Source organism: Pseudomonas sp. P4_C8 (assembly GCF_056401975.1).
On sequence record NZ_JBFUIH010000030.1, the window covers coordinates 61,159 to 82,553 of the forward strand.

General features: G+C 59.6%; 22 protein-coding genes and 1 pseudogene. 15 read left to right on the top strand and 8 right to left on the bottom strand.

What is annotated here, in order from left to right; genetic code table 11:
• Positions 1 to 59: 59 nt before the first annotated feature.
• From AC1DWM_RS19400 to msrA, 4 genes are all read left to right on the top strand, one after another.
• Positions 60 to 512 (top strand): Ohr family peroxiredoxin, encoded by a 453-nt coding sequence (locus AC1DWM_RS19400; protein ID WP_223511235.1) that lies wholly within the window; start codon positions 60 to 62, stop codon positions 510 to 512.
• 106 nt (positions 513 to 618) lie between these two features.
• Entirely contained in the window at positions 619 to 1,071 is a 453-nt protein-coding gene (locus AC1DWM_RS19405; RefSeq protein WP_223511236.1) for an Ohr family peroxiredoxin, read from the top strand.
• Positions 1,072 to 1,215: 144 nt separating this feature from the next.
• Complete coding sequence (locus tag AC1DWM_RS19410; RefSeq protein ID WP_223511237.1) at positions 1,216 to 1,677, top strand: MarR family winged helix-turn-helix transcriptional regulator; 462 nt, start codon at positions 1,216 to 1,218, stop codon at positions 1,675 to 1,677.
• Positions 1,678 to 1,682: 5 nt separating this feature from the next.
• Entirely contained in the window at positions 1,683 to 2,192 is a 510-nt protein-coding gene (gene msrA, locus AC1DWM_RS19415) for a peptide-methionine (S)-S-oxide reductase MsrA (protein WP_223511238.1), read from the top strand.
• Between the two features lie 39 nt (positions 2,193 to 2,231).
• Here msrA and AC1DWM_RS19420 read toward each other — a convergent pair whose 3' ends face one another.
• The gene (locus AC1DWM_RS19420; protein WP_223511239.1) at positions 2,232 to 3,320 is read right to left on the bottom strand and encodes a polyamine ABC transporter substrate-binding protein; all 1,089 of its coding nucleotides are present in this window, start codon (positions 3,318 to 3,320) and stop codon (positions 2,232 to 2,234) included.
• Positions 3,321 to 3,359: 39 nt separating this feature from the next.
• Complete coding sequence (locus tag AC1DWM_RS19425; protein WP_477795885.1) at positions 3,360 to 4,661, bottom strand: NAD(P)/FAD-dependent oxidoreductase; 1,302 nt, start codon at positions 4,659 to 4,661, stop codon at positions 3,360 to 3,362.
• Positions 4,662 to 4,806: 145 nt separating this feature from the next.
• Between AC1DWM_RS19425 and AC1DWM_RS19430 the strand changes: the two genes are divergently transcribed.
• Positions 4,807 to 5,706, top strand: coding sequence for a LysR family transcriptional regulator (locus AC1DWM_RS19430; RefSeq protein WP_477795886.1), 900 nt, complete (start codon positions 4,807 to 4,809; stop codon positions 5,704 to 5,706).
• Positions 5,707 to 5,825: 119 nt separating this feature from the next.
• Here AC1DWM_RS19430 and ptrR read toward each other — a convergent pair whose 3' ends face one another.
• Positions 5,826 to 6,704 carry a putrescine utilization regulator PtrR gene (gene ptrR, locus AC1DWM_RS19435; protein WP_223511243.1) on the bottom strand — a complete coding sequence of 293 codons (879 nt, stop codon included), beginning with the start codon at positions 6,702 to 6,704 and terminating at the stop codon, positions 5,826 to 5,828.
• A 100-nt stretch (positions 6,705 to 6,804) separates the two neighbouring features.
• Here ptrR and AC1DWM_RS19440 point away from each other — a divergent pair, with 100 nt between their 5' ends.
• Positions 6,805 to 8,196: an aldehyde dehydrogenase family protein gene (locus tag AC1DWM_RS19440; protein WP_477795887.1), complete on the top strand. Its 1,392-nt coding sequence runs from the start codon at positions 6,805 to 6,807 to the stop codon at positions 8,194 to 8,196.
• A 44-nt stretch (positions 8,197 to 8,240) separates the two neighbouring features.
• On the opposite strand, the gene AC1DWM_RS19445 is transcribed toward AC1DWM_RS19440, so the two are convergent.
• The gene (locus AC1DWM_RS19445; protein WP_223511245.1) at positions 8,241 to 8,612 is read right to left on the bottom strand and encodes a nuclear transport factor 2 family protein; all 372 of its coding nucleotides are present in this window, start codon (positions 8,610 to 8,612) and stop codon (positions 8,241 to 8,243) included.
• Between the two features lie 137 nt (positions 8,613 to 8,749).
• Here AC1DWM_RS19445 and AC1DWM_RS19450 point away from each other — a divergent pair, with 137 nt between their 5' ends.
• Positions 8,750 to 9,421, top strand: a complete 672-nt coding sequence (locus tag AC1DWM_RS19450; RefSeq protein ID WP_477795888.1) for a glutathione S-transferase family protein — start codon at positions 8,750 to 8,752, stop codon at positions 9,419 to 9,421.
• On the opposite strand, the gene AC1DWM_RS19455 is transcribed toward AC1DWM_RS19450, so the two are convergent.
• On the bottom strand, positions 9,418 to 10,362 hold the full coding sequence (locus AC1DWM_RS19455) for an aldo/keto reductase (RefSeq protein WP_477795889.1): 945 nt from the start codon (positions 10,360 to 10,362) through the stop codon (positions 9,418 to 9,420). The genes AC1DWM_RS19450 and AC1DWM_RS19455 overlap by 4 nt on opposite strands.
• 99 nt (positions 10,363 to 10,461) lie before the next feature.
• On the opposite strand from AC1DWM_RS19455, the gene AC1DWM_RS19460 reads away from it, so the two are divergent.
• The 4 genes from AC1DWM_RS19460 to AC1DWM_RS19475 all read left to right on the top strand — a co-directional run bounded on the left by AC1DWM_RS19460 (position 10,462) and on the right by AC1DWM_RS19475 (position 13,676).
• Positions 10,462 to 11,250 carry an alpha/beta hydrolase gene (locus AC1DWM_RS19460; RefSeq protein WP_223511248.1) on the top strand — a complete coding sequence of 263 codons (789 nt, stop codon included), beginning with the start codon at positions 10,462 to 10,464 and terminating at the stop codon, positions 11,248 to 11,250.
• Positions 11,251 to 11,363: 113 nt separating this feature from the next.
• A complete protein-coding gene (locus AC1DWM_RS19465) occupies positions 11,364 to 12,263 on the top strand; it encodes a bestrophin family protein (protein ID WP_223511250.1) in 900 nt (299 codons plus the stop codon).
• A 131-nt stretch (positions 12,264 to 12,394) separates the two neighbouring features.
• Complete coding sequence (locus AC1DWM_RS19470; RefSeq protein ID WP_223511252.1) at positions 12,395 to 13,024, top strand: hypothetical protein; 630 nt, start codon at positions 12,395 to 12,397, stop codon at positions 13,022 to 13,024.
• A 19-nt stretch (positions 13,025 to 13,043) separates the two neighbouring features.
• Entirely contained in the window at positions 13,044 to 13,676 is a 633-nt protein-coding gene (locus tag AC1DWM_RS19475; RefSeq protein WP_223511253.1) for a helix-turn-helix transcriptional regulator, read from the top strand.
• Between the two features lie 50 nt (positions 13,677 to 13,726).
• On the opposite strand, the gene AC1DWM_RS19480 is transcribed toward AC1DWM_RS19475, so the two are convergent.
• Positions 13,727 to 15,112: an MFS transporter gene (locus tag AC1DWM_RS19480; RefSeq protein WP_477795890.1), complete on the bottom strand. Its 1,386-nt coding sequence runs from the start codon at positions 15,110 to 15,112 to the stop codon at positions 13,727 to 13,729.
• A gap of 128 nt (positions 15,113 to 15,240) precedes the next feature.
• Here AC1DWM_RS19480 and AC1DWM_RS19485 point away from each other — a divergent pair, with 128 nt between their 5' ends.
• The 3 genes from AC1DWM_RS19485 to AC1DWM_RS19495 all read left to right on the top strand — a co-directional run bounded on the left by AC1DWM_RS19485 (position 15,241) and on the right by AC1DWM_RS19495 (position 18,497).
• Positions 15,241 to 16,137 (top strand): LysR family transcriptional regulator, encoded by an 897-nt coding sequence (locus AC1DWM_RS19485; protein WP_477795891.1) that lies wholly within the window; start codon positions 15,241 to 15,243, stop codon positions 16,135 to 16,137.
• A 66-nt stretch (positions 16,138 to 16,203) separates the two neighbouring features.
• On the top strand, positions 16,204 to 17,886 hold the full coding sequence (ilvD, locus tag AC1DWM_RS19490; RefSeq protein ID WP_477795892.1) for a dihydroxy-acid dehydratase: 1,683 nt from the start codon (positions 16,204 to 16,206) through the stop codon (positions 17,884 to 17,886).
• A gap of 170 nt (positions 17,887 to 18,056) precedes the next feature.
• Positions 18,057 to 18,497 carry a hypothetical protein gene (locus tag AC1DWM_RS19495; RefSeq protein ID WP_223511258.1) on the top strand — a complete coding sequence of 147 codons (441 nt, stop codon included), beginning with the start codon at positions 18,057 to 18,059 and terminating at the stop codon, positions 18,495 to 18,497.
• Between the two features lie 77 nt (positions 18,498 to 18,574).
• On the opposite strand, the gene AC1DWM_RS19500 is transcribed toward AC1DWM_RS19495, so the two are convergent.
• Together AC1DWM_RS19500 and AC1DWM_RS19505 are read right to left on the bottom strand one after the other, a co-directional pair.
• Positions 18,575 to 19,438, bottom strand: coding sequence for a methyl-accepting chemotaxis protein (locus tag AC1DWM_RS19500; RefSeq protein ID WP_411741825.1), 864 nt, complete (start codon positions 19,436 to 19,438; stop codon positions 18,575 to 18,577).
• Positions 19,433 to 20,209: pseudogene (locus tag AC1DWM_RS19505) on the bottom strand (MCP four helix bundle domain-containing protein); the annotation flags it as partial. The gene AC1DWM_RS19500 and the pseudogene AC1DWM_RS19505, both read right to left, overlap by 6 nt.
• A 198-nt stretch (positions 20,210 to 20,407) precedes the next feature.
• Here AC1DWM_RS19505 and AC1DWM_RS19510 point away from each other — a divergent pair.
• A complete protein-coding gene (locus tag AC1DWM_RS19510; RefSeq protein WP_452626980.1) occupies positions 20,408 to 21,268 on the top strand; it encodes a CAP domain-containing protein in 861 nt (286 codons plus the stop codon).
• Positions 21,269 to 21,395: the final 127 nt, after the last annotated feature.

Sequence of the window (21,395 nt, forward strand, 5' to 3'; positions counted from 1 at the left end):
ACGATACAAACGTATGCGACACAGAAATCAAACCTATTGCAACGTTGAGGATTCATCCCATGAGCAAGATCGAAAAAGTCCTGGCCTCCGGCAAGACCCACACCAAAATGAGCGCCGCTGGCGTCACGTCGCGCGGCCATAACGGCACCGTCGACATTCAGCTTTCTTCACCTGGCAGCGCAGCCCCTGTGCATGTATTCGAAGCCACCCAGCCACACCCTAAAGCCGAGCAGTTGTTCGCCGGTGCCTGGTCGGCCTGCTACATCGCCGCCGTCGGCCTCGCCGCCAAGCAAATGAACGTCGAACTGCCCTCTGATGTGGCGGTGGACATCGAAGTCGACCTGGGCCAGACCGGCGAGGCCTACTTCCTTCAGGCTCGACTGACGCTGCGCGCACCTGGCCTGTCGCACGAGGTCGCGACGAAACTGGCACACGACGCTGATCAGATCTGCCCGTACTCGAAAGCAACGCGCGGTAACATCGACGTGGCCATTAACGTCCTCACGGCTTGAAGAACCGTGTAACCGAGCCAGTCATTGGCTTCTAAAAACCCAATATATATCGCATGCGATATAAACGCATACGAAACACAAATCACCAAACTCTTAGGGAATCATCATGAGCAAGATTGAAAAAGTCCTGGCCACCGGCAAAACCCACACCACCGCCAGCAGCACCGGCCACACTTCGCGCGGCCATAACGGCAGCCTTGATATCGCGCTCTCGTCGCCCGGCAACACCACGCCTTCGCATGTGTTCGCCGCGACCCAGCCGCACCCGACTGCCGAGCAACTCTTCGCCGGTGCCTGGTCGGCCTGCTACACCGCCGCCGTCGGGCTGGTGGCCAATGACATGAACGTGGTGCTGCCGGCGGATTTGTCCGTCGACATCGAAGTCGATGTCGGTCAGACCGGTCAGGATTACTTCCTCCAGGCGCGATTGACGCTGCGCGTGCCAGGCCTGGCGGACGACATCGCGAGAACGCTGGCCCACACCGCTGACCAAATCTGCCCGTACTCGAAAGCAACTCGAGGCAACATCGACGTGGACTTGAACGTGCTCACGGCGTGATGTCCGGCGCGGCGGGTTCGAGCTGTTCGACGAGCCCGCCACCTGCCGCTGATCAACTTTGGATTTATCGCTCTCACGACACCATCGCACACGAGGTATATTTCAGCCCTGCGCGACAGCAGTCTTTGACGAATGAGGTGACAGATGAAACCCACCGACCCAGCGGCACCCGCGAGCCACAAGCTCTCTGACTTTCTGTGTTTTGCGGTCTATTCCACCAACCTCGCCTTCGGCAAGGCTTACAAGCCGATCCTCGAAAAACTCGGCCTGACCTACACGCAATACATCACCATCGTGGCGTTGTGGGAGGAAGATAATCAGACCGTCGGCAGCCTGGGCGAAAAGCTGTTTCTTGAGTCGAATACGCTCACGCCGATCCTGAAAAAGCTCGAAGCGATGGGCTACCTGCAACGTCAGCGCGACCCCGAGGATGAGCGTCAGGTGCGCATCAACCTGACCAAGGAAGGCAAAGCCTTGCGCGAAGGCCGCCCGGAAACGGGCCTCGCCGGCGCAACGGGCCTGACGGCGGACGAGTTCACGCAGATGCAGAAAGCAATCGTAAAACTGCGAAACAACCTGATCAAATCAATGAATACTGAGGAGTGAAAGCTATGACCACGCAAACCGAAACCGCGATCCTGGCCGGTGGCTGCTTCTGGGGCATGCAGGATTTGATCAGACAAATCCCCGGCGTGCTGTCTACCCGGGTCGGTTACTCGGGCGGAGACGTGCCCAACGCCACTTACCGCAACCATGGCACCCATGCGGAAGCCATCGAGATCATCTTCAATCCGGCGGTGATCAGTTATCGCCAGATCCTGGAGTTCTTCTTCCAGATTCACGACCCTTCGACCGCCAATCGTCAGGGCAACGACATTGGCGCCAGCTACCGCTCGGCGATCTTCTATCTCAACGAAGAACAGCGCGACGTAGCCGAGGACACTGCGGCGGACGTCGATGCGTCCGGTCTGTGGCCTGGCAAGGTGGTGACGGAAATCGTCCCCGCCGGCCCGTTCTGGCAGGCAGAGCCGGAGCATCAGGACTACCTCGAAAAAGTGCCCAATGGCTACACCTGCCATTTCGTCCGGCCGAACTGGAAACTGCCGAAACGCGCACTCTGAAGTAATGCCTTGGGTCCCGGCAACGGGACCCAACGTTCATCAGGTATTGGTCTTCAACTTGGTCCACAACCGGGTACTCAACCGCGCAATGGCCGCGGGCAGTTCCTCTACGGTGAACAACTTATCCAGCACACTTTTTGGCGGGTAGATCGCCAGGTCCTGCTTCACGGCGGGCACCACGTACTCATCCGCGGCACTGTTGGGGTTGGCGTAATGAATGCTGTTGCTGATGTTGGCAATCACTTGCGGCTTCAGCAGGTAGTTCATGTAGGTGTAGCCATTCTTCTCGTGGGGTGCGCTCTTGGGAAGGACCACCATGTCGAACCACAGCGTCGAGCCTTCGTCAGGAATCGAATAGGCGATGTTGATACCGTTGTTGGCTTCCTTGGCGCTGGCAGCGGCCTGCACCACATCGCCATTGAAACCGATCACCGCACAGACATTGCCGTTCGCCAGGTCGCTGATGTACTTGGAGGCATGAAAGTACTGCACGTAGGGCCTGATTTTCAGCAAGGCCTGCTCGGCTTTCTTGTAATCCGCCGGGTCGTGACTGTGAGGCGGCAGACCGAGGTAATTGAGGGTGATCGGCAGGATCTGTGTCGGGTTATCGATAATCGCCACCCCGCATTCACTCAACTTCTTGATGTTGTTTTCATCAAAAAACAGGTTCCAGGAACGGGTGACGTCGGTGTTGCCGAAGATCGCTTTGATTTTCTCGACGTTGTAGCCAATACCCGCGGTGCCCCACATATACGGATAGCCGTACTGGTTGCCGGGGTCATTGACCTCGAGTTTTTTCATCAATGCAGGGTCAAGGTTCTTCCAGTTTGGCAGCTGACTTTTGTCGAGTTTCTGAATCGCCCCGGCCTTGATCAGTCGGGACAGGAAATGGTTCGACGGGCTGACCACGTCATAACCGGTGTTACCGGTCATCAACTTGGATTCCAGTACTTCGTTGCTGTCGTGAATATCGTAAGTGGCCTTGATCCCGGTTTCCTTGGTGAAGTTGACCAGGGTGTCGTCGGCGATGTAGCCGTTCCAGTTGGAAATATTGACCTGTTCGTCGGCATACGTGGCTGCCGAAAACGTCGTGAGCAGGACCATCAAGGGCATAGTGTTAACGCGCATGTTCAATCACCTTTTTGTTCTTTTGTGATAAGCGGATTTCTAGATTTCTGACTTTGCCCGGATGGCCTCTACGCGCATCCGCAGCATGGCACCGATGTCGAGCAAGGGGCGCGGCGGCAGCCAGCCGGGTTGGGCCCTGCGCATCACCGAATCGAGCATCGGCGAGTCAACGCCCGACGCCAGTTCGGCGAGCAACCGCCCCCACAGGGTGCCGCGCGCCACGCCGGAACCATTGCAGCCGGCCACGGCAAATACGCCCTCTTGCACCTGTGAAAAATACGGTTGCCCGGAGCGCGAGGCGCTCAGGTGTCCGGTCCAGGTGTATTGGATGTCTTGCTCGCCCAGCCAGGGAAAACGTCGTTGTAAGCCGAGCACATGGTGCTGGCGGCGGATCGACAGCTCACTGGCAGACAAATCCCGCGAACGGTATTCCGCCGTGTTGCGGATCATCACCCGACGATCCGGGGTCAGCCGCACTGTGGCGCCCAGGGGACGGGTGGACAAAACACCCCAAGGTTCGACGTTGCCCATCTCGCGAAACTCGGCGTCACTCAACTGCCGCGTGAGGCTGGCGCTGAGTTCCATGGCAAACGTGCCGCTGTCCTGGATGCCTGCACGAGGCACAAAGGCGTTCAGGCAGACCAACACCCGTTTCGCCTCGATGCTGCCCTCGACACCGTTGGCCCGCAGACCTCCTTTACCCAGACGCTCGAGGCCGGTGATGTCGGTGTTTTCGTAAACCGTGACCGTCTGGGGCACCGCATCGAGCAAGCCTTTCACGTACTTCGCCGGTTGCAGCAGCGCGTTGCCATTGCCGCACCAGATTGCCGCGCGGTAATGCCGGGTGCCGAGTTTTTGAGCCAGTTGTTCACCTTCCAGAAACTGCGCAGAAGCCCCGAGTGCCCGCAGCGTTTGCAGCTTGGCCTCGACGTGGGTCAATTTGCCCGGATCGCTGACGGCGAAGAAATAGCCGGAGTCTTTGAAGTCGCACTCAATGCCGTGACGCGCAATCATCGTGCGGACTTCCGCGCTGGCGGTGCGTGAAATCGTGGTATCGACGTCAAATTCGGCGAACCCGGCGCTGCCGATCAACTCATCGTTGCCTGGGTGTTCGTGGGCCACTACAAAGCCGGAATTGCGCGCGGAGGCGCCTTGCGCCGCACGCTGGCGGTCGACCACCACGATGCGCGCCTGAGGGTGCAATTGTGCGAGGGCATGGGCGGCACTCAGGCCGGTGATGCCGGCACCGATCACCAGCCAATCGGCTTTTTGCGAACCGCTCAGACGATCACGCGCCGGTACACTCTCGGTTTGCGCGATCCAGCCACATTCATTTTTCATGCATCACCTGCCTTGACTGTCGTTCCGGCCTTCGCATGCAGCAATCGCATAGACGATGATTGATGGTGGCCGTCAGGGCTAGAATCTATTAGGTCTTCGGTGATACAACCAACGTTATAAAATCATTGAGCCATTCTGAAAACGCATGGATAAAATTCGCCACGCACCTAATCTCCAAGCCTTGCAAGCCTTGGTGGAAGTCGCTGAAGCCGGCAGCTTCACGCAAGCGGCGCAAACGCTGTGCCTGACCCAAAGCGCCGTCAGCCGACAAATCCAGCAATTGGAAAGCCACTTTGGCGTGCCGATGTTTGTGCGCAGCAGTCGCAGCCTTCGCCTGACGCCGGAGGGTGAGTTGGTGCTGGGCAGTGCGCGCACTATCCTTGAGCAATTGAAAACCCTCGAAGATCGACTGTCCCCGCAAAAACGCCCCTTCCGCATACGCATGCATGTGTCGCTGGCGGTTCGCTGGTTGTTGCCGAAGCTGAGCGACTTCTATCGTCATCATCCGGACATTTCCCTGTCGATCGAGACCGTGGCCACCGAGATTGTCGAGCCGGCCAGCGACAGTGACGCTTACATCCTCTATCTGCCTGAGCCGTCCAATGATCCCGCCTGCCTGACCCTGTTCGAGGAAGCGCTGATTCCGGTGTGCGCCCCCGGTCTCGGCAGTCCGACCCGGCCACTGGTCTCGGTGGAGGACCTGAGCGGCTTCGCGCTGCTGCATCGTTCGGCGGACAAGCAGGCGTGGATCGACTGGCTGGCAGCCAATGGTGGCCAGTCGCTGGAGGACTACCGCCACATCCCCTTCAACCTCGATGAGTTGGCGCTGGATGCCGCCGCGCGTGGTCTGGGTGTGGCAATGACGGACATGACCCTGGCTGAGGAGTCGATCGAGCGTGGTGTGCTCATCGTCCCGTTTGGTCATCCCTTGAAGACCCGAGGATGCTATTCGCTATGCCTGCAACCCTCGGCCGCGACACATCCGGCGTGCGCGCTGATCATGCAATGGTTTGCCGGCCAGGCCGAGGGGGTGGCGACCCCATGACCAACACGGTCCCCTGTAGGAGCTGGCTTGCCAGCGAAGACGGCGGCACATCCAGCATCGATGTGACTGACCCACCGCTTTCGCTGGCAAGCCAGCTCCTACAGGGTTATGGGGTGAACTCAGGGTTGTGGTTGCACCACGCCTCGCTCTTCCAGCAAGCGCACAAACATGGTCAGGCTCTGGGACACCGTGCCTCGGCGCCACACCAGCCAGGTGCGCAAATAACGGAAAGACTCCGATAACGGCCAGATACTCACCGTGGTGCACCCCGGCATGCTTTCCAGCATGCTGCGCGGCATCAACGCCAGGCCGGCACCGGCGCTGACGCAGGCCAGCATGCCGTGATAGGACTCCATTTCAAAGATCTTGCCGGGCACCGCCGCGTCCTTGGTAAACCAACTTTCGAAATGGTGCCGGTACGAGCAATTGGAGCGGAAGGCGTAGATGTTTTCGCCGTTCACATCCTGCGCGCGATGGATCGGCGAATGGTTGAGCGGTGCGATCAGCACCATCTCTTCCTCAAACGCCGGCACGCCTTCCAGTGCCGGGTGCAGCACCGGTCCGTCTACAAATGCGGCGGCCAGGCGGCCAGACAACACGCCGTCGATCATGGTCCCCGAAGGGCCGGTGGACAGGTCCAGTTCAACCTTGGCGTGTTTCTGGTTGTAGGCTGCCAGCAACTCGGGAATACGCACCGCCGCCGTACTTTCCAGTGAACCCAAGGGAAACGCGCCTTGCGGCTCTTCCCCTGCCACGGTGGCGCGGGCTTCCTGAACCAGGTCGAGAATGCGCCGGGCATAGTCGAGAAAACTCCAGCCGGCTGGCGACAAACGCAGGCGGCTTTTCTCGCGGATAAACAGGTCCACGCCCAGATCCAGTTCCAGCTGCTTGATCCGCGTCGTCAGGTTGGAGGGCACCCGGTGGATATGCTGCGCGGCGACGCTGATGCTGCCGTGCTCGGCAACCGCCTTGAAAATTTCCAGCTGAACCAGATCCAAATCATTCTCCAAACGTGAACGTTATGCTCAGTATTATTCAGTTTCCAGAAAATTAACACCACCGTAACCTGATCGCATTCCCACCCAGCAGGACGGTGCCATGACCAGCGTTTCCAGCCTTACCCATGCGATTTCGATCAACCCGGCCACCGGCGAGCAGATAGGCCATTACCCTTTCGAGTCCGAATCGGCTCTGCAAGCCGCCCTGTCGCGGGCCGCTGGCGGGTTTCGCGTCTGGCGCAAAACAGCCGTCGAGCAACGCTCGCAGTTGCTGACCGCCCTCGCTCGGGCACTGCGCGACAGTGCCGACAAAATGGCCAACATGATCACCCTGGAAATGGGCAAGCCGATCACCCAGGCCCGCGGCGAAATCGAAAAGTGTGCGCAGCTCTGCGAGTGGTACGCCGAACACGGCCCGGCCATGCTCAACGCCGAACCGACGCTGGTTGAAGGCGGTAAGGCGCGCATTGAATACCGCCCGCTCGGACCTATTCTGGCGGTGATGCCGTGGAACTTCCCGATCTGGCAAGTGCTGCGCGGTGCTGTTCCAGCGTTGATCGCTGGCAATACCTACGTGCTCAAACATGCGCCCAACGTGATGGGCAGTGCTTATCTACTGCTGGAAGCCTTCAAGAATGCCGATTTCCCTCAAGGTGTTTTTGAAGTGCTGAACGTCACGCCGGAGGGCGTTTCCACGGCGATTGCCGACCCTCGTATCGCGGCAGTGACCCTCACTGGCAGCGTGCGCGCCGGCATGGCCATCGGCGCTCAGGCCGGTGCGGCGTTGAAGAAATGCGTGCTGGAACTGGGCGGTTCCGATCCCTTTATCGTGCTCAACGATGCCGACCTCGATGAAGCGGTCAAAGCCGCCGTCATCGGCCGCTACCAGAACACCGGGCAAGTCTGCGCGGCGGCCAAGCGCTTGATCGTCGAGCAAGGCATTGTCGAGGAATTCACGCGCAAGTTCGTCGAAGCCACGGGCAAACTGGTGGTCGGTGATCCACTGGCCGCCGGCACGTACATCGGCCCGATGGCCCGTTTTGACCTGCGTGACGAACTGGATCAACAAGTGCGTGACACCCTTGAGGAAGGCGCAACGTTGTTGATGGGCGGCAAGAAGGCTGAAGGCCCAGGCAACTACTATGAGCCGACCGTGTTCGCCGATGTCACCGATCAAATGACGTCGTTCAAACAGGAATTGTTTGGCCCGGTCGCGTCGATCATTACGGCGCGGGACGCTGCGCACGCACTGGAACTGGCGAATGACAGTGAGTTCGGCCTGGCTGCAACCATTTTTACCGGCAATGTCGCGCTCGCCCAACAGATGGCCGGCGAACTGGAAACCGGTGGTGTGTTCATCAATGGCTACAGTGCTTCCGACCCGCGCGTGACCTTCGGCGGTGTGAAGAAAAGCGGTTTCGGCCGCGAGCTGTCGCACTTCGGGGTCCGCGAGTTCTGCAATGCACAGACCGTGTGGCTGGACCGCCGCTAAGCGAAAAACCCTGCCTGGGAGTCGTTGGTTCCCAGGCAGCAGTTTTATTCGTGTAGGTAATACAGCTTGTTAACGATCATCCAGCGCTCGTTGATTTTCAGTAACGACAAATAATCCGTGAACCGCATGCCAATGTAGTCATCCATCACTTTGACGGCGGCGGCATCCCCCGTGATATCGACACTGATCGTTTCCCAGAACGGTTTGACCTCTTTGGGCGCCGGCCCTTCGGCCTTGATAGCGCTGATAAAGTCATCCAGCGACGACCATTCCAGCTCGCCATGGTAGTGGCCAATGATGTGACAAGCGGGATGAAACGCATGCCGCAGCAGCACTTCGTCGGCGAACACCATCCCTTCTACGTAATTGCGAATGACAACGCTGATGTGCTCCCTGTCCAGCGATTGAGCAGTCATGACATACCTCCAGCTTTCTCGTCCTCACACCACCGGTGAGGGCTGATCGGTCTAACCTGAAAAGTCTAGCACCGCCATCTGACCCTCGCGGACGGTGACTATGCTGATGGAGGCCACTTCACCGCAGGAGCTGAAAAATGTCACTGACGCTTTATTACCATCCGCTGTCGTCGTACTGCCACAAAGTGCTGATCGCGCTCTATGAACACGCGGTCGACTTCGAAAAACGGATCATTGATCTGGGCAATGCGGCCGAGAAAGCAGAATTGCAGGCGCTATGGCCGATCGGCAAATTCCCGGTCATTCGCGATCACACCGGTCAGTTCGACGTGGCGGAGTCCTCGATCATCATTGAATACCTGGATCGCTATTTTGCCGGGCAAAAACTGTTGATTCCGGGCGATTGGGACACTGCGTTGGAGGTCCGTCTGTGGGACCGGATCTGCGACAACTATCTTCAGACCCCACTGCAACAAATTGTCCTGGATCGCATCATCGGTGCGAACGGCAATCTGACCCAGCAACGCTCCACGCTACAGACCGTCTACGGCATGCTCGACCGCCAACTGGCGAACGGCACCTGGCTGGCCAGCGCGGATTTCAGCCTGGCCGATTGCGCAGCAGCCCCGGCACTTTTCTATGCCAGTACGCTTGAGCGGATTCCTGATGAATACGGCCACTTGAGCGCCTATTTCGACAGGCTGATGAACAGGCCATCCGTGCAGCGGGTGATCGACGAAGCCCAGCCTTATTTCTCGCTCTACCCGTTTGCGCAAGACATCCCGCAACGGTTTTACCCGCGCGCCTAACGCACGATATCGATCAATTGCTCACGCTGCGCGCCCGTGAGCATTGGCCCGAAACCGGCGCCGGCATTGTCCGCCATGTAACGCGGGTTGCCGGTGCCGGGGATCACGCAAGTCACCGCAGAATGGGACAACAGGAACTTCAAGGCCAGTTGCGCCCAACTGGTGACCCCCACTTGCGCGGCCCATCCCGGCAGTGGCTTGCCCTTCAATCGTTCGAGCAAACCACCGCCACCGAAGGGCCGGTTGCAGATCACTGCCACGCCACGTTCGCGGCACAGCGGCAGGATGCGTTTCTCGACACCGCGATCTTCCAAGGCGTAGTTGATCTGCAAAAAATCCAACGGTTCTGCCTTGAGCAGCGCTTCCACTTCTTCGTAAGCCGACGACGTGTAATGGGTGATGCCGATATAGCGAATGCGCCCTTGTTCCTTCCATTGGCGCAACGTCGGCAAATGGGTTTGCCAGTCCAGCAGGTTGTGGATCTGCATCAGGTCGATGCGATCGGTTTGCAGCAAGCGAAAGGACTGCTCCATCTGCGCGATGCCCTCCTCGCGGCCGCTGGTCCACACCTTGGTGGCGAGAAAGGCCGGCGAGCGCGGCTCATGGATCGACAGCAACTCACCGGTGGTCTGTTCGGCGCGGCCATACATGGGCGAGCTGTCGATAACGGTCCCGCCCTTTTTGAACAAGGCGCTGAGTACCTCTGGCAATTGTTTGTAGGCGGGGCTGGAAGGCTCGACATCAAAACCGCGATACGTGCCCAACCCGACGATGGGCAATGGCTCGTTGCTGGAGGGAATGGCGCGAGTCAGCATGGTCTTGCCTCCTGTTTCCGTCGACGGCGCAGAGGTTGCCAACGCCCGATCGAAGGTGAAAACCGCCGAAGCACCGGCAGCCAGCGTGAGTAGTTGTCGACGCGTGTATCCGTCAGTGTGGCTCATCGTATCTGCCTGTGTGGCCCAAACCGGCGTGCCCCGCTACCGTTGAACTAAGCTCTGGCACTGATTACGTGTTAGCGGACCTCAACTCCAGAGCGGTCAATGTCGCCCACTAAAGTTAGTCGAATGTTCAGAACCCTGGCGTTTTCCATCGTCATCATTGCCGCGTTGTACCTGGCGCTGTGTGCGGCGTTGTTCGTGTTTCAGCGCGCCTTGATCTACTTCCCGCAACCCAGTGCCATCGCAACACCCGCTTCGCTACTGACGCTGACTGTCGAGGACGCGCAGGTGCAGGTTTCAGTCAGGCCGCATGACGGCCCGAACGCGCTGATCTACTTTGGTGGTAATGCCGAGGATGTCTCTCGCAACCTGGCCGATTTTTCCCAGGCGTTTCCCGAGCATGCGCTGTACTTGATGCACTACCGAGGGTACGGCGGCAGTACCGGCTCGCCGTCCGAAGAGGCGATTGCGCACGATGCCCTGACCTTGTTTGACACGGTCTACAACCGCCATCCGAATATTGCAGTGGTCGGTCGCAGCCTGGGCTCGGGCGTTGCCGTGCGCCTGGCCAGCCAACGCCCCGCCTCGCGGCTGATCCTGATCACGCCTTACAACAGCCTGGAAAGCCTCGCCAAACAGCGCTTCCCGTTGTTTCCGGTGAAGTGGCTGCTACAGGATCGGTACGAATCGTGGCGATACGCGGCACACATCACAGTGCCGACGTTGTTGATCGCCGCCGGGCATGACGATGTCATACCGCGTTCGAGTACGCAGCAGCTCTACACCCATTTCGCCCCCGGCGTAGCCACGCTGAAGGTGATACCGGACGCGGGTCATAACTCCCTTTCCGACAGCCCTGAATACCTCAAATTACTGGGCGACGGATTATGATCACGAGGCCCTTCATAGACGGCATCGATCATACGGTAACGGAGAGTGATTGGACTCCACACCTGCTTGCTCTTAGCCTGCGCGCGACGCGAAATACCTGAAGGCAGAACTCCATGATCGTCAGACCCAAACCGAACTTCATCAATATCCTCAGCGCGATCAAGGGCTCGATTGCCAAACGGATTGCCTTGCGCAGCCTGATGGTCATGCTGCTGGCTTCGGTTATTGTGCTCATCGAAACAATGCACCCCAGCTACTTTTCCAAAGTCAGCGCAACGCCGTTTACGTTGCTGGGGTTGTCGCTGTCGATCTTCATGAGTTTTCGCAACAACGCCTGCTACGACCGCTGGTACGAAGGCCGCAAAGCCTGGGGCGACGTGATGGTTGCGATTCGTTCGATGATTCGCGAAACCGCGATCATCAAGGACGCCGACACGCGAAACGCCATCTTGAGTGACTTGTGCGGATTCGCCCATGCGCTGAAAGCCAAGCTGCGCCAGGAAAACGAACGGGCAGCGAGTGGCCGCTGGCTCGACCCGATCCCCAATGACAACGCGCCTGACTTCAGCGGGAGCATTTTGTTGCAGGTCGGGCAGCAGTGTTCGGCGCTCAGCGAGTCGGGGGTGATCAACGAATGGCGTTACACGATCATGGCCAATCATCTGGCCCACCTGACCCAGGCACAGGCCGCCTGCGAACGGATCAAACACACGCCGCTGCCGTTTGCCTACACGTTGTTGCTGCACCGCACCAGTTACCTTTTCTGCTTCTTGCTGCCCTTCGCCATGGCCGAACCCCTGGGCTGGATGACACCGATCTTCACCGCGATTGTCAGCTACACCTTTTTTGGCCTGGATGCGATTGGCGATGATCTGGAGGACCCTTTTGGTCGCGACGAAAACGATCTGCCGCTCGATGCGATCGTGCGCACCATCGAGCGGGAGATCTTGACCGCGATGGGAGAAACGCAGCTACCTCCAGTGCTGGCGCCGGTGGACTTTGTGTTGAGGTGATTTCACATCTGCTGCGCTGGTACATCGATGGCGTGACCGTTGATCCGCAAGTTTTACTTCTGCCTAATAAAAACATATTTTGATGCTCTAATTGATATTGTCGAACAATCCCACGAACAGAGGGTGCCGTGATGAATATCAAAACCTTGGCTTTATTGTTGTTGGCTCTGTGCGCTCAACCCGTCTGGAGCCAGACTCCCCCCGCCACACCACCCGCCGCCGACAGCGCGGCCCTCACCACTCGCCTCGCGTTGCGCGACCTGTGGGTCGAGCATATTTTCTGGATCAGAGACTACGTGATTGCCAACCAGGCGGGCGACAAGGCACAAGCCAAAATCGCTGCTGAGCAGGTCGTCGACAACGCCACCAAAATCGCCAACAGCATCGCCCCGCTTTACGGCCAGCCTGCCGCCGATCAGCTGCTCAAACTGCTGGCCGGTCACTGGGCCGCGGTGAAACACTACAGCGACGCCACCGTCGCCAAAGATGCGAAAGGCAAGCAGGCCGCCGTTGCCGAATTGACCAGCAATGCCAAGGCCATCGCGGCTTTCCTGGCCAAAGCCAACCCCAACTTGCCTGAAAGCACATTGGTCACAATGCTGTCGGCCCACGGCGGACACCATGTCAGTCAGATCGATCAAATCGCCGCGCATGACTATGCTGGCGAAGCCAGCACCTGGCACATGATGCGCGTTCATATACAGGCGTTGGCCGACGCACTGACGGCGGCACTGGTCAAACAGTTCCCGGACAAATTCTGAAACCGAGCGAGGACACGTCATGCTTGAAGGACTGGGCCGCACCCAGCAGGACTTGCTCAATGCGCTGCTGCACCATGCGAACGGCATGAGCATTGACGAGCTGGCGGAGCAATTGGCCGTCACCCGCACCGCGATTCGCCAGCACTTGGCGGCGCTGGAGGGTGCCGGCCTGGTCCTGCGCGGGGACACGCGCCCGACAGGTCGGCGTCCAGAGCAGCTGTATCGTCTCACCGAGCATGCGAAGGAGCTGTTTCCGCGCCAGTATCAACTGCTGGCCAGCGTCCTGATCGACGAAGTGGCCGACATCATCGGCCCCGAGGCGCTCGCGTCGCTGATGCGCAGCATGGGCCGCAAACTGGCGCTGGACCGTGAGCAACAGGTGGTGGACGAAGCCAAAATCGTGCAGCACATGAATCAGGCCGGGTACGAAGCCGAGGTGATCTTTCGCTCCTCGGGCGACAAGGAAATCGTCGCGCACAACTGCGTGTTCCACCGCCTCGCTGCCGCTCATCCGGTGGTGTGCGAGCTGGACCTGGCCTTGATTGGTGCATTGGGCGGTGGTGAGGTCGACCATACGGAATGCATGGTCCGGGGCGGCAATGTCTGCCGGTTCAAACTGCGGCCGATTGAGCATAAGGATGACGAAGGCTGACTCACCGCATAGTCCCCTGTAGGAGCTGGCTTGCCCGCGAAAGCGGCATGTCAGTCAACATTTATATCGACTGATCCACCGCTTTCGCTGGCAAGCCAGCTCCTACAAGGGATGGCGGCGGGCTGGCGTTTTTGGGCACGTAACGCGATGGCCAACGCCAGGACGATCAACCCTGCCGCAACCAAAAACGTGACCCGCATGCCATTGCCGGCAAACACCGCGCCCATCGCCGAGGCGCCGGTGATCAGCCCCAGATTGCGCGACTGGCTGAGCAACCCGGCGATCACACCCCGCTGATCCGTACTGACGCCCGCCATGATCAAGGTGTTGTTGGCCGCCTGAAACAACGCATAACTAGCGGTGATCACCGCGATAGGCGCGACATAGCCGGGAATGCCGAAACCCGCCGGCATGATCGACAACGCCCCAGCGCCGAGCGCCATGGTGGAGAGCCCGAACACAGTCATGCGCTGCGCGCCAAAGCGGTCTACCAGACGACCCGCTGGAACGCCGGCCAGCGCCGCCACCAGCGGTCCGACTGACAAGATCAGCCCGACCAGCGCCGCGTTCAGCCCCAGCGTACCCGAGAGATAGAACGGCCCGACCACCAGCGTTGCCATCATCACCGTCGACACCAACGCGCTCATTGCCAGGCTTGCACTCAGTCCACGTTCACGCAATAGCGCCAACCGGATCAAAGGCGATCTGGACGTCGCCTCTATAAACAGGAAAGTCCCGGCGCCGACACCCGCGACCAGCAACAACCCCCAATGACCCAAAGTCATGGCCAACGCATACGTACCGAGCGTCAGCGCCAACAGCAGCATCCCCGGAAAATCGAATCCACCCCGCCGAGCCACTGGCCGATCCGCCGGTAAGCAACGATACGCGAGCACAAAGTTCAGAACGCCCAACGGCACGTTGACCAGAAAAATCGCCTGCCAACCAAAACCGGACATCAACACGCCACCCAGGGATGGACCGAGCGTGGTGCCCATCGCCGACATCGTTCCAAGCAAGCCCATGGCGCTGCCGGTCTGCGCCTTCGGCACCGTGTCCCCGACAAACGCCACAGTCAGCGCCAACATGATCGCCGCGCCAAGGCCTTGCACGGCGCGGGCCGCGACCAGCCAGCCCAAGGAAGGCGCGAGCCCACAGGCGAGTGAGGCCAGGGTGAAAATGACGATGCCGCTCAACAACAAGCGTTTGCGACCGACCAGGTCACCAAGTCGTCCGACACTGACAATCAACGTCGTGATCGCCAGCAGGTAAGCCAAGACAATCCACTGCACGTCTTCAAACGCTACGCCAAAGGCCTGCGCCAATGTCGGCAATCCGGCATTGGCGATGCTGGTGTCGAGGGAAGGCATCAACATCGACAGTGAAAGGCTGGCGAGCGCCCAACGGACCGGGGTGGATGGAATGAGGGTTTTCATGAGGTGGCCGCTTCTGAAAGAGTGGCTTTCAGCGTATGCGCGTGGCTGACAGGGCGGAAGACGCAGCGTTTGCACTTGATACCTGCACACAACGCCATGTCACGGCACAGTCATGCTAACGTTCAGCCATGACCACGCCCGATCTGAACCTGCTGATTACCCTCGATGCCCTGCTCACCGAAGGCAGCGTGGCGCGCGCCGCCCAGCGCTTGCGCCTGAGCCCGTCGGCGATGAGCCGGGCGCTGGCGCGTTTGCGTGAAACCACCGGCGACCCTTTGCTGGTGCGCGCCGGCCGTGGGCTGGTGCCGACGCCGCGAGCGCTTGAACTGCGCGAGCAAGTGAGCCAATTGGTCCAGCACGCCGAAGCGGTGTTGCGCCCGGCCGAGCAACTCGACCTCAAGCACTTGGTTCGCACATTCACCCTGCGCACCAGCGACGGCTTCGTCGAAAACTTCGGCCCGGCGCTCATTGCTCGCCTCAGCGCGGAAGCGCCCGGCGTGCGCCTGAAGTTCGTGCAGAAACTCAACAAGGACAGCGCACTGCTGCGTGACGGAACGGTCGATCTGGAAACCGGCGTGGTGGGCGACACCACCAGCCCCGAAGTGCGCACCCGCGCGTTGTTTCAGGATCGTTTTATCGGTGTGGTGCGCGCTGGACACGGGTTGAGCGACGGCGAGATCACAGCCGCCCGTTACGCCGCTGGCCGACACATCCTGGTCTCGCGACGCGGGCGGGACAGCGGGCCGATGGATGACGCCTTGAAAGCATTGGGACTGGAGCGAGACATCGTCACCATCGTTGGCGGTTTTTCTGCCGCACTGGCACTGGCCCGCGCCTCGGACCTGATCGCGACCGTGCCTGAGCGACATACTCAAAACCTGCGCGCCGGACTCCACAGTTTTCTACTGCCGATCCCGACGCCACCAATCACGATCTCCATGCTCTGGCACCCGCGCATGGATGCGGACTCGGCGCATCGGTGGTTACGCGAATGTGTTCGCGAGGTGTGTGCATCGGCAAACTGATTTTTGCGGCACCCGGGTCTAGACTTCAATCCTTGCCGATACGGTCTGCTGATGTGAGCAAAAGTCATGAGCGACAAAGACGATCTGCGCAAATACTCCTCTCAAGTCATCGACGGCGTCGAAGCCGCGCCCGCACGCGCCATGCTGCGTGCCGTGGGTTTCACCGATGCCGACTTCAAGAAGCCGCAGATCGGCATCGCGTCCACCTGGGCCATGGTCACGCCGTGCAACATGCACATCGACAAGCTCGCCCTTGAGGCCGAAAAAGGCGCCAACGCGGCCGGCGCCAAAGGCGTCATTTTCAACACCATCACCATTTCCGACGGCATCGCCAATGGCACCGAAGGCATGAAGTACTCGCTGGTGTCGCGCGAGGTGATCGCCGATTCGATTGAGGTGGTGGTCGGTTGCGAAGGCTTTGACGGCCTGGTGACCTTAGGCGGCTGTGACAAGAACATGCCGGGCTGCCTGATCGGCATGGCGCGGCTCAATCGTCCGTCGATCTTTGTGTACGGCGGCACCATCCGCCCGGGCGCCGGCCACACCGACATCATTTCCGTGTTCGAGGCCGTGGGGCAGCATGCGCGGGGGGATATCAGCGAAATCCAGGTCAAACAGATCGAGGAAGTGGCGATTCCCGGCCCCGGCTCCTGCGGCGGGATGTACACGGCCAACACCATGGCCTCAGCCATTGAAGCGTTGGGCATGAGCCTGCCCGGTTCCAGTTCTCAGGACGCGGTTGGCAGCGATAAGGCGTCAGACAGTTTCCGCGCCGGTCAGCAGGTCATGGAATTGCTCAAGCTGGATCTCAAGCCGCGCGACATCATGACCCGCAAAGCCTTTGAAAACGCAATTCGCGTGGTCATCGCCCTCGCCGGCTCGACCAACGCGGTGCTGCACTTGCTGGCCATGGCGAATGCCGTGGATGTCGACCTGACGCTGGACGACTTCGTCGAGCTGGGCAAGGTGTCGCCTGTCGTCGCCGACCTGCGCCCCAGCGGCAAATACATGATGAGCGAACTGGTGGCCATTGGCGGCATCCAGCCGCTGATGAAACGCATGCTCGACGCCGGCATGTTGCATGGTGACGTGCTGACGGTCACCGGCAAGACCCTGGCTGAAAACCTGAAAGACGTACCCGATTACCCCGAAGGCCAGGACGTGATCCTGCCCTTCGACAAGCCGATCAAAAAGGACTCACATCTGGTGGTGCTGCACGGCAACCTCTCACCCACTGGCGCGGTGGCCAAAATCACGGGCAAGGAAGGCCTGCGTTTTGAAGGCACGGCCCGGGTTTATCACGGTGAAGAAGGTGCGCTAGCCGGGATTCTCAATGGCGAGGTCAAGGCCGGCGACGTCATCGTGATCCGCTACGAAGGGCCCAAGGGTGGACCGGGCATGCGCGAAATGCTCTCGCCGACGTCGGCAGTCATGGGCAAGGGGTTGGGTAAAGATGTCGCGTTGATCACTGACGGTCGATTCTCCGGCGGCTCGCACGGTTTTGTTGTGGGGCATATCACGCCGGAAGCCTTTGAAGGCGGGCCGATTGCGTTGATTGAAGACGGCGACAAAATCACCATCGACGCCGAAACCCGGCAGATTACAGTGGATGTTTCCGATGCAGTGTTGGCCGAGCGTAAGAGCCGTTGGGTGCGGCCGGAATCCAAATACAAGCGAGGGGTGTTGGCGAAGTATGCGAAGACCGTGTCGAGTGCTTCGGAAGGGGCTGTGACGGATAAATACCTCTAAGACATCAGCTCTAAGACATCAGAGGCAACCCGTAAGACCGTTCGAGTACCGTGGTACATATCCAATCGCTATTAGACCGACTATCCGAAGAAAGCCTGGGTTTGTATAGACGACTAAAATTTACAGGGGGAATCACTTCAACGCGCCTTTGTAAGGCAGGAGGTTCTACGATGAAAATCGTATCTTCGCTGGCGTTGATGGTAGCGGCAGGATGCATCTCCGTGGCTGTAGCAACCCCGAAGCAGATCGACGCCGTTCCCTTGAACGCAACTACTTACAATGCCGGGCATATCGCTCAGGCCGTTCTAACCCCCTTGAACAGTAATGAAACGGAGCTCTCATTGTTCGTGGGTGGTGTACCCGATGGCACTTTGGTTCCGGCGCACTTGTATACCTATGTCTACTCGGGAAGCTGTGCCAAGCATGAGCCGAAACCGGCCTATTCACTCAACAGAGTCATTACTAACAACTTCAACGAAACAGAAGGAATCCATCTCCAGAAGACTGTGCCTCTGCCTTATGACACGCTGCGTTCCGGCCATTACTCGCTGGTGGTGCGCGATAGCCCGGCCGATGGCAATCACGATATTTTCTGCGGTGAACTTATCTAAAAACCTCTCCCCCCGCTTCCACGCAACAGCGTGGGAGCGGGAAGGCGTGCGGGCCAGATGCCTGCCGTTGAAATCCGTCAGAGCCGAAACCGATCCACCGACTGCGACAGCTTGCCTGCCAGACTCGACAGCTCATCGGTCGTCGACGCGGTCCGCCCGATCACCTTGCTGTTGCCTTCCGACATCCCGGCAATCATGTCCACCTGATGGGCGATTTCGTTACTGGCCAGGCTTTGCTCGCCGATGGTGCGAGTAATGTCGTTGACCAGTTGCGTGGTGTTGAGCGTCGCGTCGAGGATTTGACGAATCGCGCGCTCGACGTCGGCGGTCACGGCCATGCCTTTGTCGACCTGCGCCACGCCGGCTTCCATGCTGGTCACCGCCTCGCGGGTGCTTTGCTGGATACGCGCGACCATGCTGGCAATTTCCTGGGTGGAGGCGCTGGTGCGGCCAGCAAGGCTGCGCACTTCATCGGCGACCACGGCAAAGCCACGGCCCTGCTCGCCGGCACGGGCGGCTTCGATGGCGGCGTTCAACGCGAGCAGGTTGGTCTGATCGGCGATGCCCTTGATCACCTGAATGATGTTGAAAATCCCTTCGGACTCCTTGTCCAGCGTACGGATCACCTGAGCCGACTGCTGCGCGGAACGGGCAATGCCGTCCATGTCCTGGACCACCTGATGGATTACACGGCCGCCATCCTTGGCCAGTGACTCGGCTTGATTGGCCATGTCCAGTGCACGTTCAGCGTGGCGAGTGATTTCCTCAATGCTCGCGGTCATTTCACTGGCGGCAGCGGCCATGGTGCTGGCGGCGGCGCTTTGCTGCTGGCTGCTGTCGGCGACCTGATGGCAACCGCTGCTCAATTGATCGCTCATGCCGCTCACCCCGTGAGCGTTGCTGCGCACCACCTCGATCATGCCGCGCAAGTCGCGCTGCATGGTCGCCAGGCTGCGGATCAATGCGCTGGCTTCGTCTTTTTGCGTCGGTTCGGCAATCGGTTTGCTCAAATTGCCATGGGCGATGCTTTGGGCAATCCGGCTGGCGGTCTGCAATGGCCCGATGATGCTCAGCATCACCCAGCGTCCCTGAACGAGCAGCAACACCAGGCTGGCGACCAGCACGATGCCGAGGGTGAATTTGGCGCTCTGGATGGCTTGCGCAGTGCCTTGGCTGGTCTGCTGCGTGTTGGTTTCGATCAACTCGCTGAGGGCCGCCATCTGGTCTTCCAGTTGGCTGAACACGGTATTGAAGGCGCCCAACTCTTTCTGCGCCGCTTCGGGATTTTCCAGCCCCAGGCCGACGATGCGCTCGGCCGCGCTGATGTAGGTGTCGAGGCTCGGTTTGACCTTGTTCAGTGCAACTTTGAGGGTGTCGTTGACCGGCAGCTTGAGGTTTTCGCCCAGCACTTCGCGAAAATGCTGCGCATGCTCCTCGATGGAACTGTGCACCTCGGCTTTGCTGCTAGTGCTTTTTCCCAGGCCCACCAACATCGCCGACAGCACGTCGGCGCGCAGGGCGTCATGCATCATGTCGGCTTCGAGGTGATTGCGCAGCGCGGTCATGCTGACCTCGTTTTCATTCGCCGCTTCAGCCATCTGCGTATTTCCCACGTAACTGACCAGGCTCACGATGAGCGCGGTGAGCACACTGGTGCCAATCAACAAGAGTAAACGGAGTTTTATCGACACGGTGAAGCCCTCTGTTGCCACGTCGGCGTTATGAAAACGCTATCGACCGCGGCCGCCACATGTTTAACGCCGGACCGGGACTTTTAGCAATTTGCGACATGCGGTAGGCAAAGCCGCTCTTTTTGCCCCTCGCCCTCCTGAACCTAGTGTGCAAACCCCAGTCTTACTCCCGCCGTGAATTCCCATTACCCCCCTCCTCTCATCAGAGCTGTCCGCCTCATGCACCCGACCGTCCTCGCCTTGCGCTGCGCCTCGCTGTGTTTCTTGCCTGTACTTGCTCTATCCGCCGCCCCCGCTCATGCCAATGGCGAACGTCAACTGGTAGCGGCGATCAACGACTATCGTGCCCACCCGCAACGTTGCGACAGACGCCCGGCCCAGCGTCTGGCACCGCTGGCGCTGAACTCCAGCCTGGCGCTGCCGATCGGCTATGGCGGCGGTTTGCGCGAACGGCTGAAAGATTCCGGCTATTCAGCGGTGGCGGTACGCAGCATTCGAGTGGTCGGCGCACAGGATGCCGATGAAGCCTTCGATAGGCTGCAGGACGATTACTGCGGGGCGCTGCTGGACGGCCAGTACGCCGACATTGGCGTCAGTCGCTCCAGGACCGAATGGCAAGTGGTGCTGGCGCGGCCAGTGCTCGACAGTCAGATCGGCGATTCGCGAGCGGTCAGCAAAGCATTGTTGGCTCAGGTCAACGCAGCACGCTCCAAACCCCGGATGTGTGGCGGCCAGCGCTTCGCCGCCGCGCGACCACTTGGCTGGAACCCCGCTCTCGGCGCCGCCGCACAAGGGCACAGCAAGGCCATGGCCTACGGCAATTACTTCGCACACCAGGACCCCGACGGTGATATGCCAGCGGATCGAGCGAGGGCTGCAGGCTTTCGTGGTAGGCAGATCGGCGAAAACATCGCCGCCGGGCAGAGTTCACCGAGCAAGGCCATGGCGGGATGGCTGGCCAGCCCCGGACATTGTGCGAACCTGATGAACCCGATGTTTACTCAAGTCGGCGCAGGTTATGCGGCGCAAGCACGCAGTGATAAAGGCGTGTATTGGACGATGGTGTTCGGGGCGCAATGACCGTGGTCATGCCTAATGCCGATCAGTTAAGCAATTTATGCGGCAACGCAATTTTTGTAGCAGCTGGCGAAGCCTGCGTTCGGCTGCGCAGCAGTCGCGAAATCAGACGATGCAGTGTTTCAGGAAG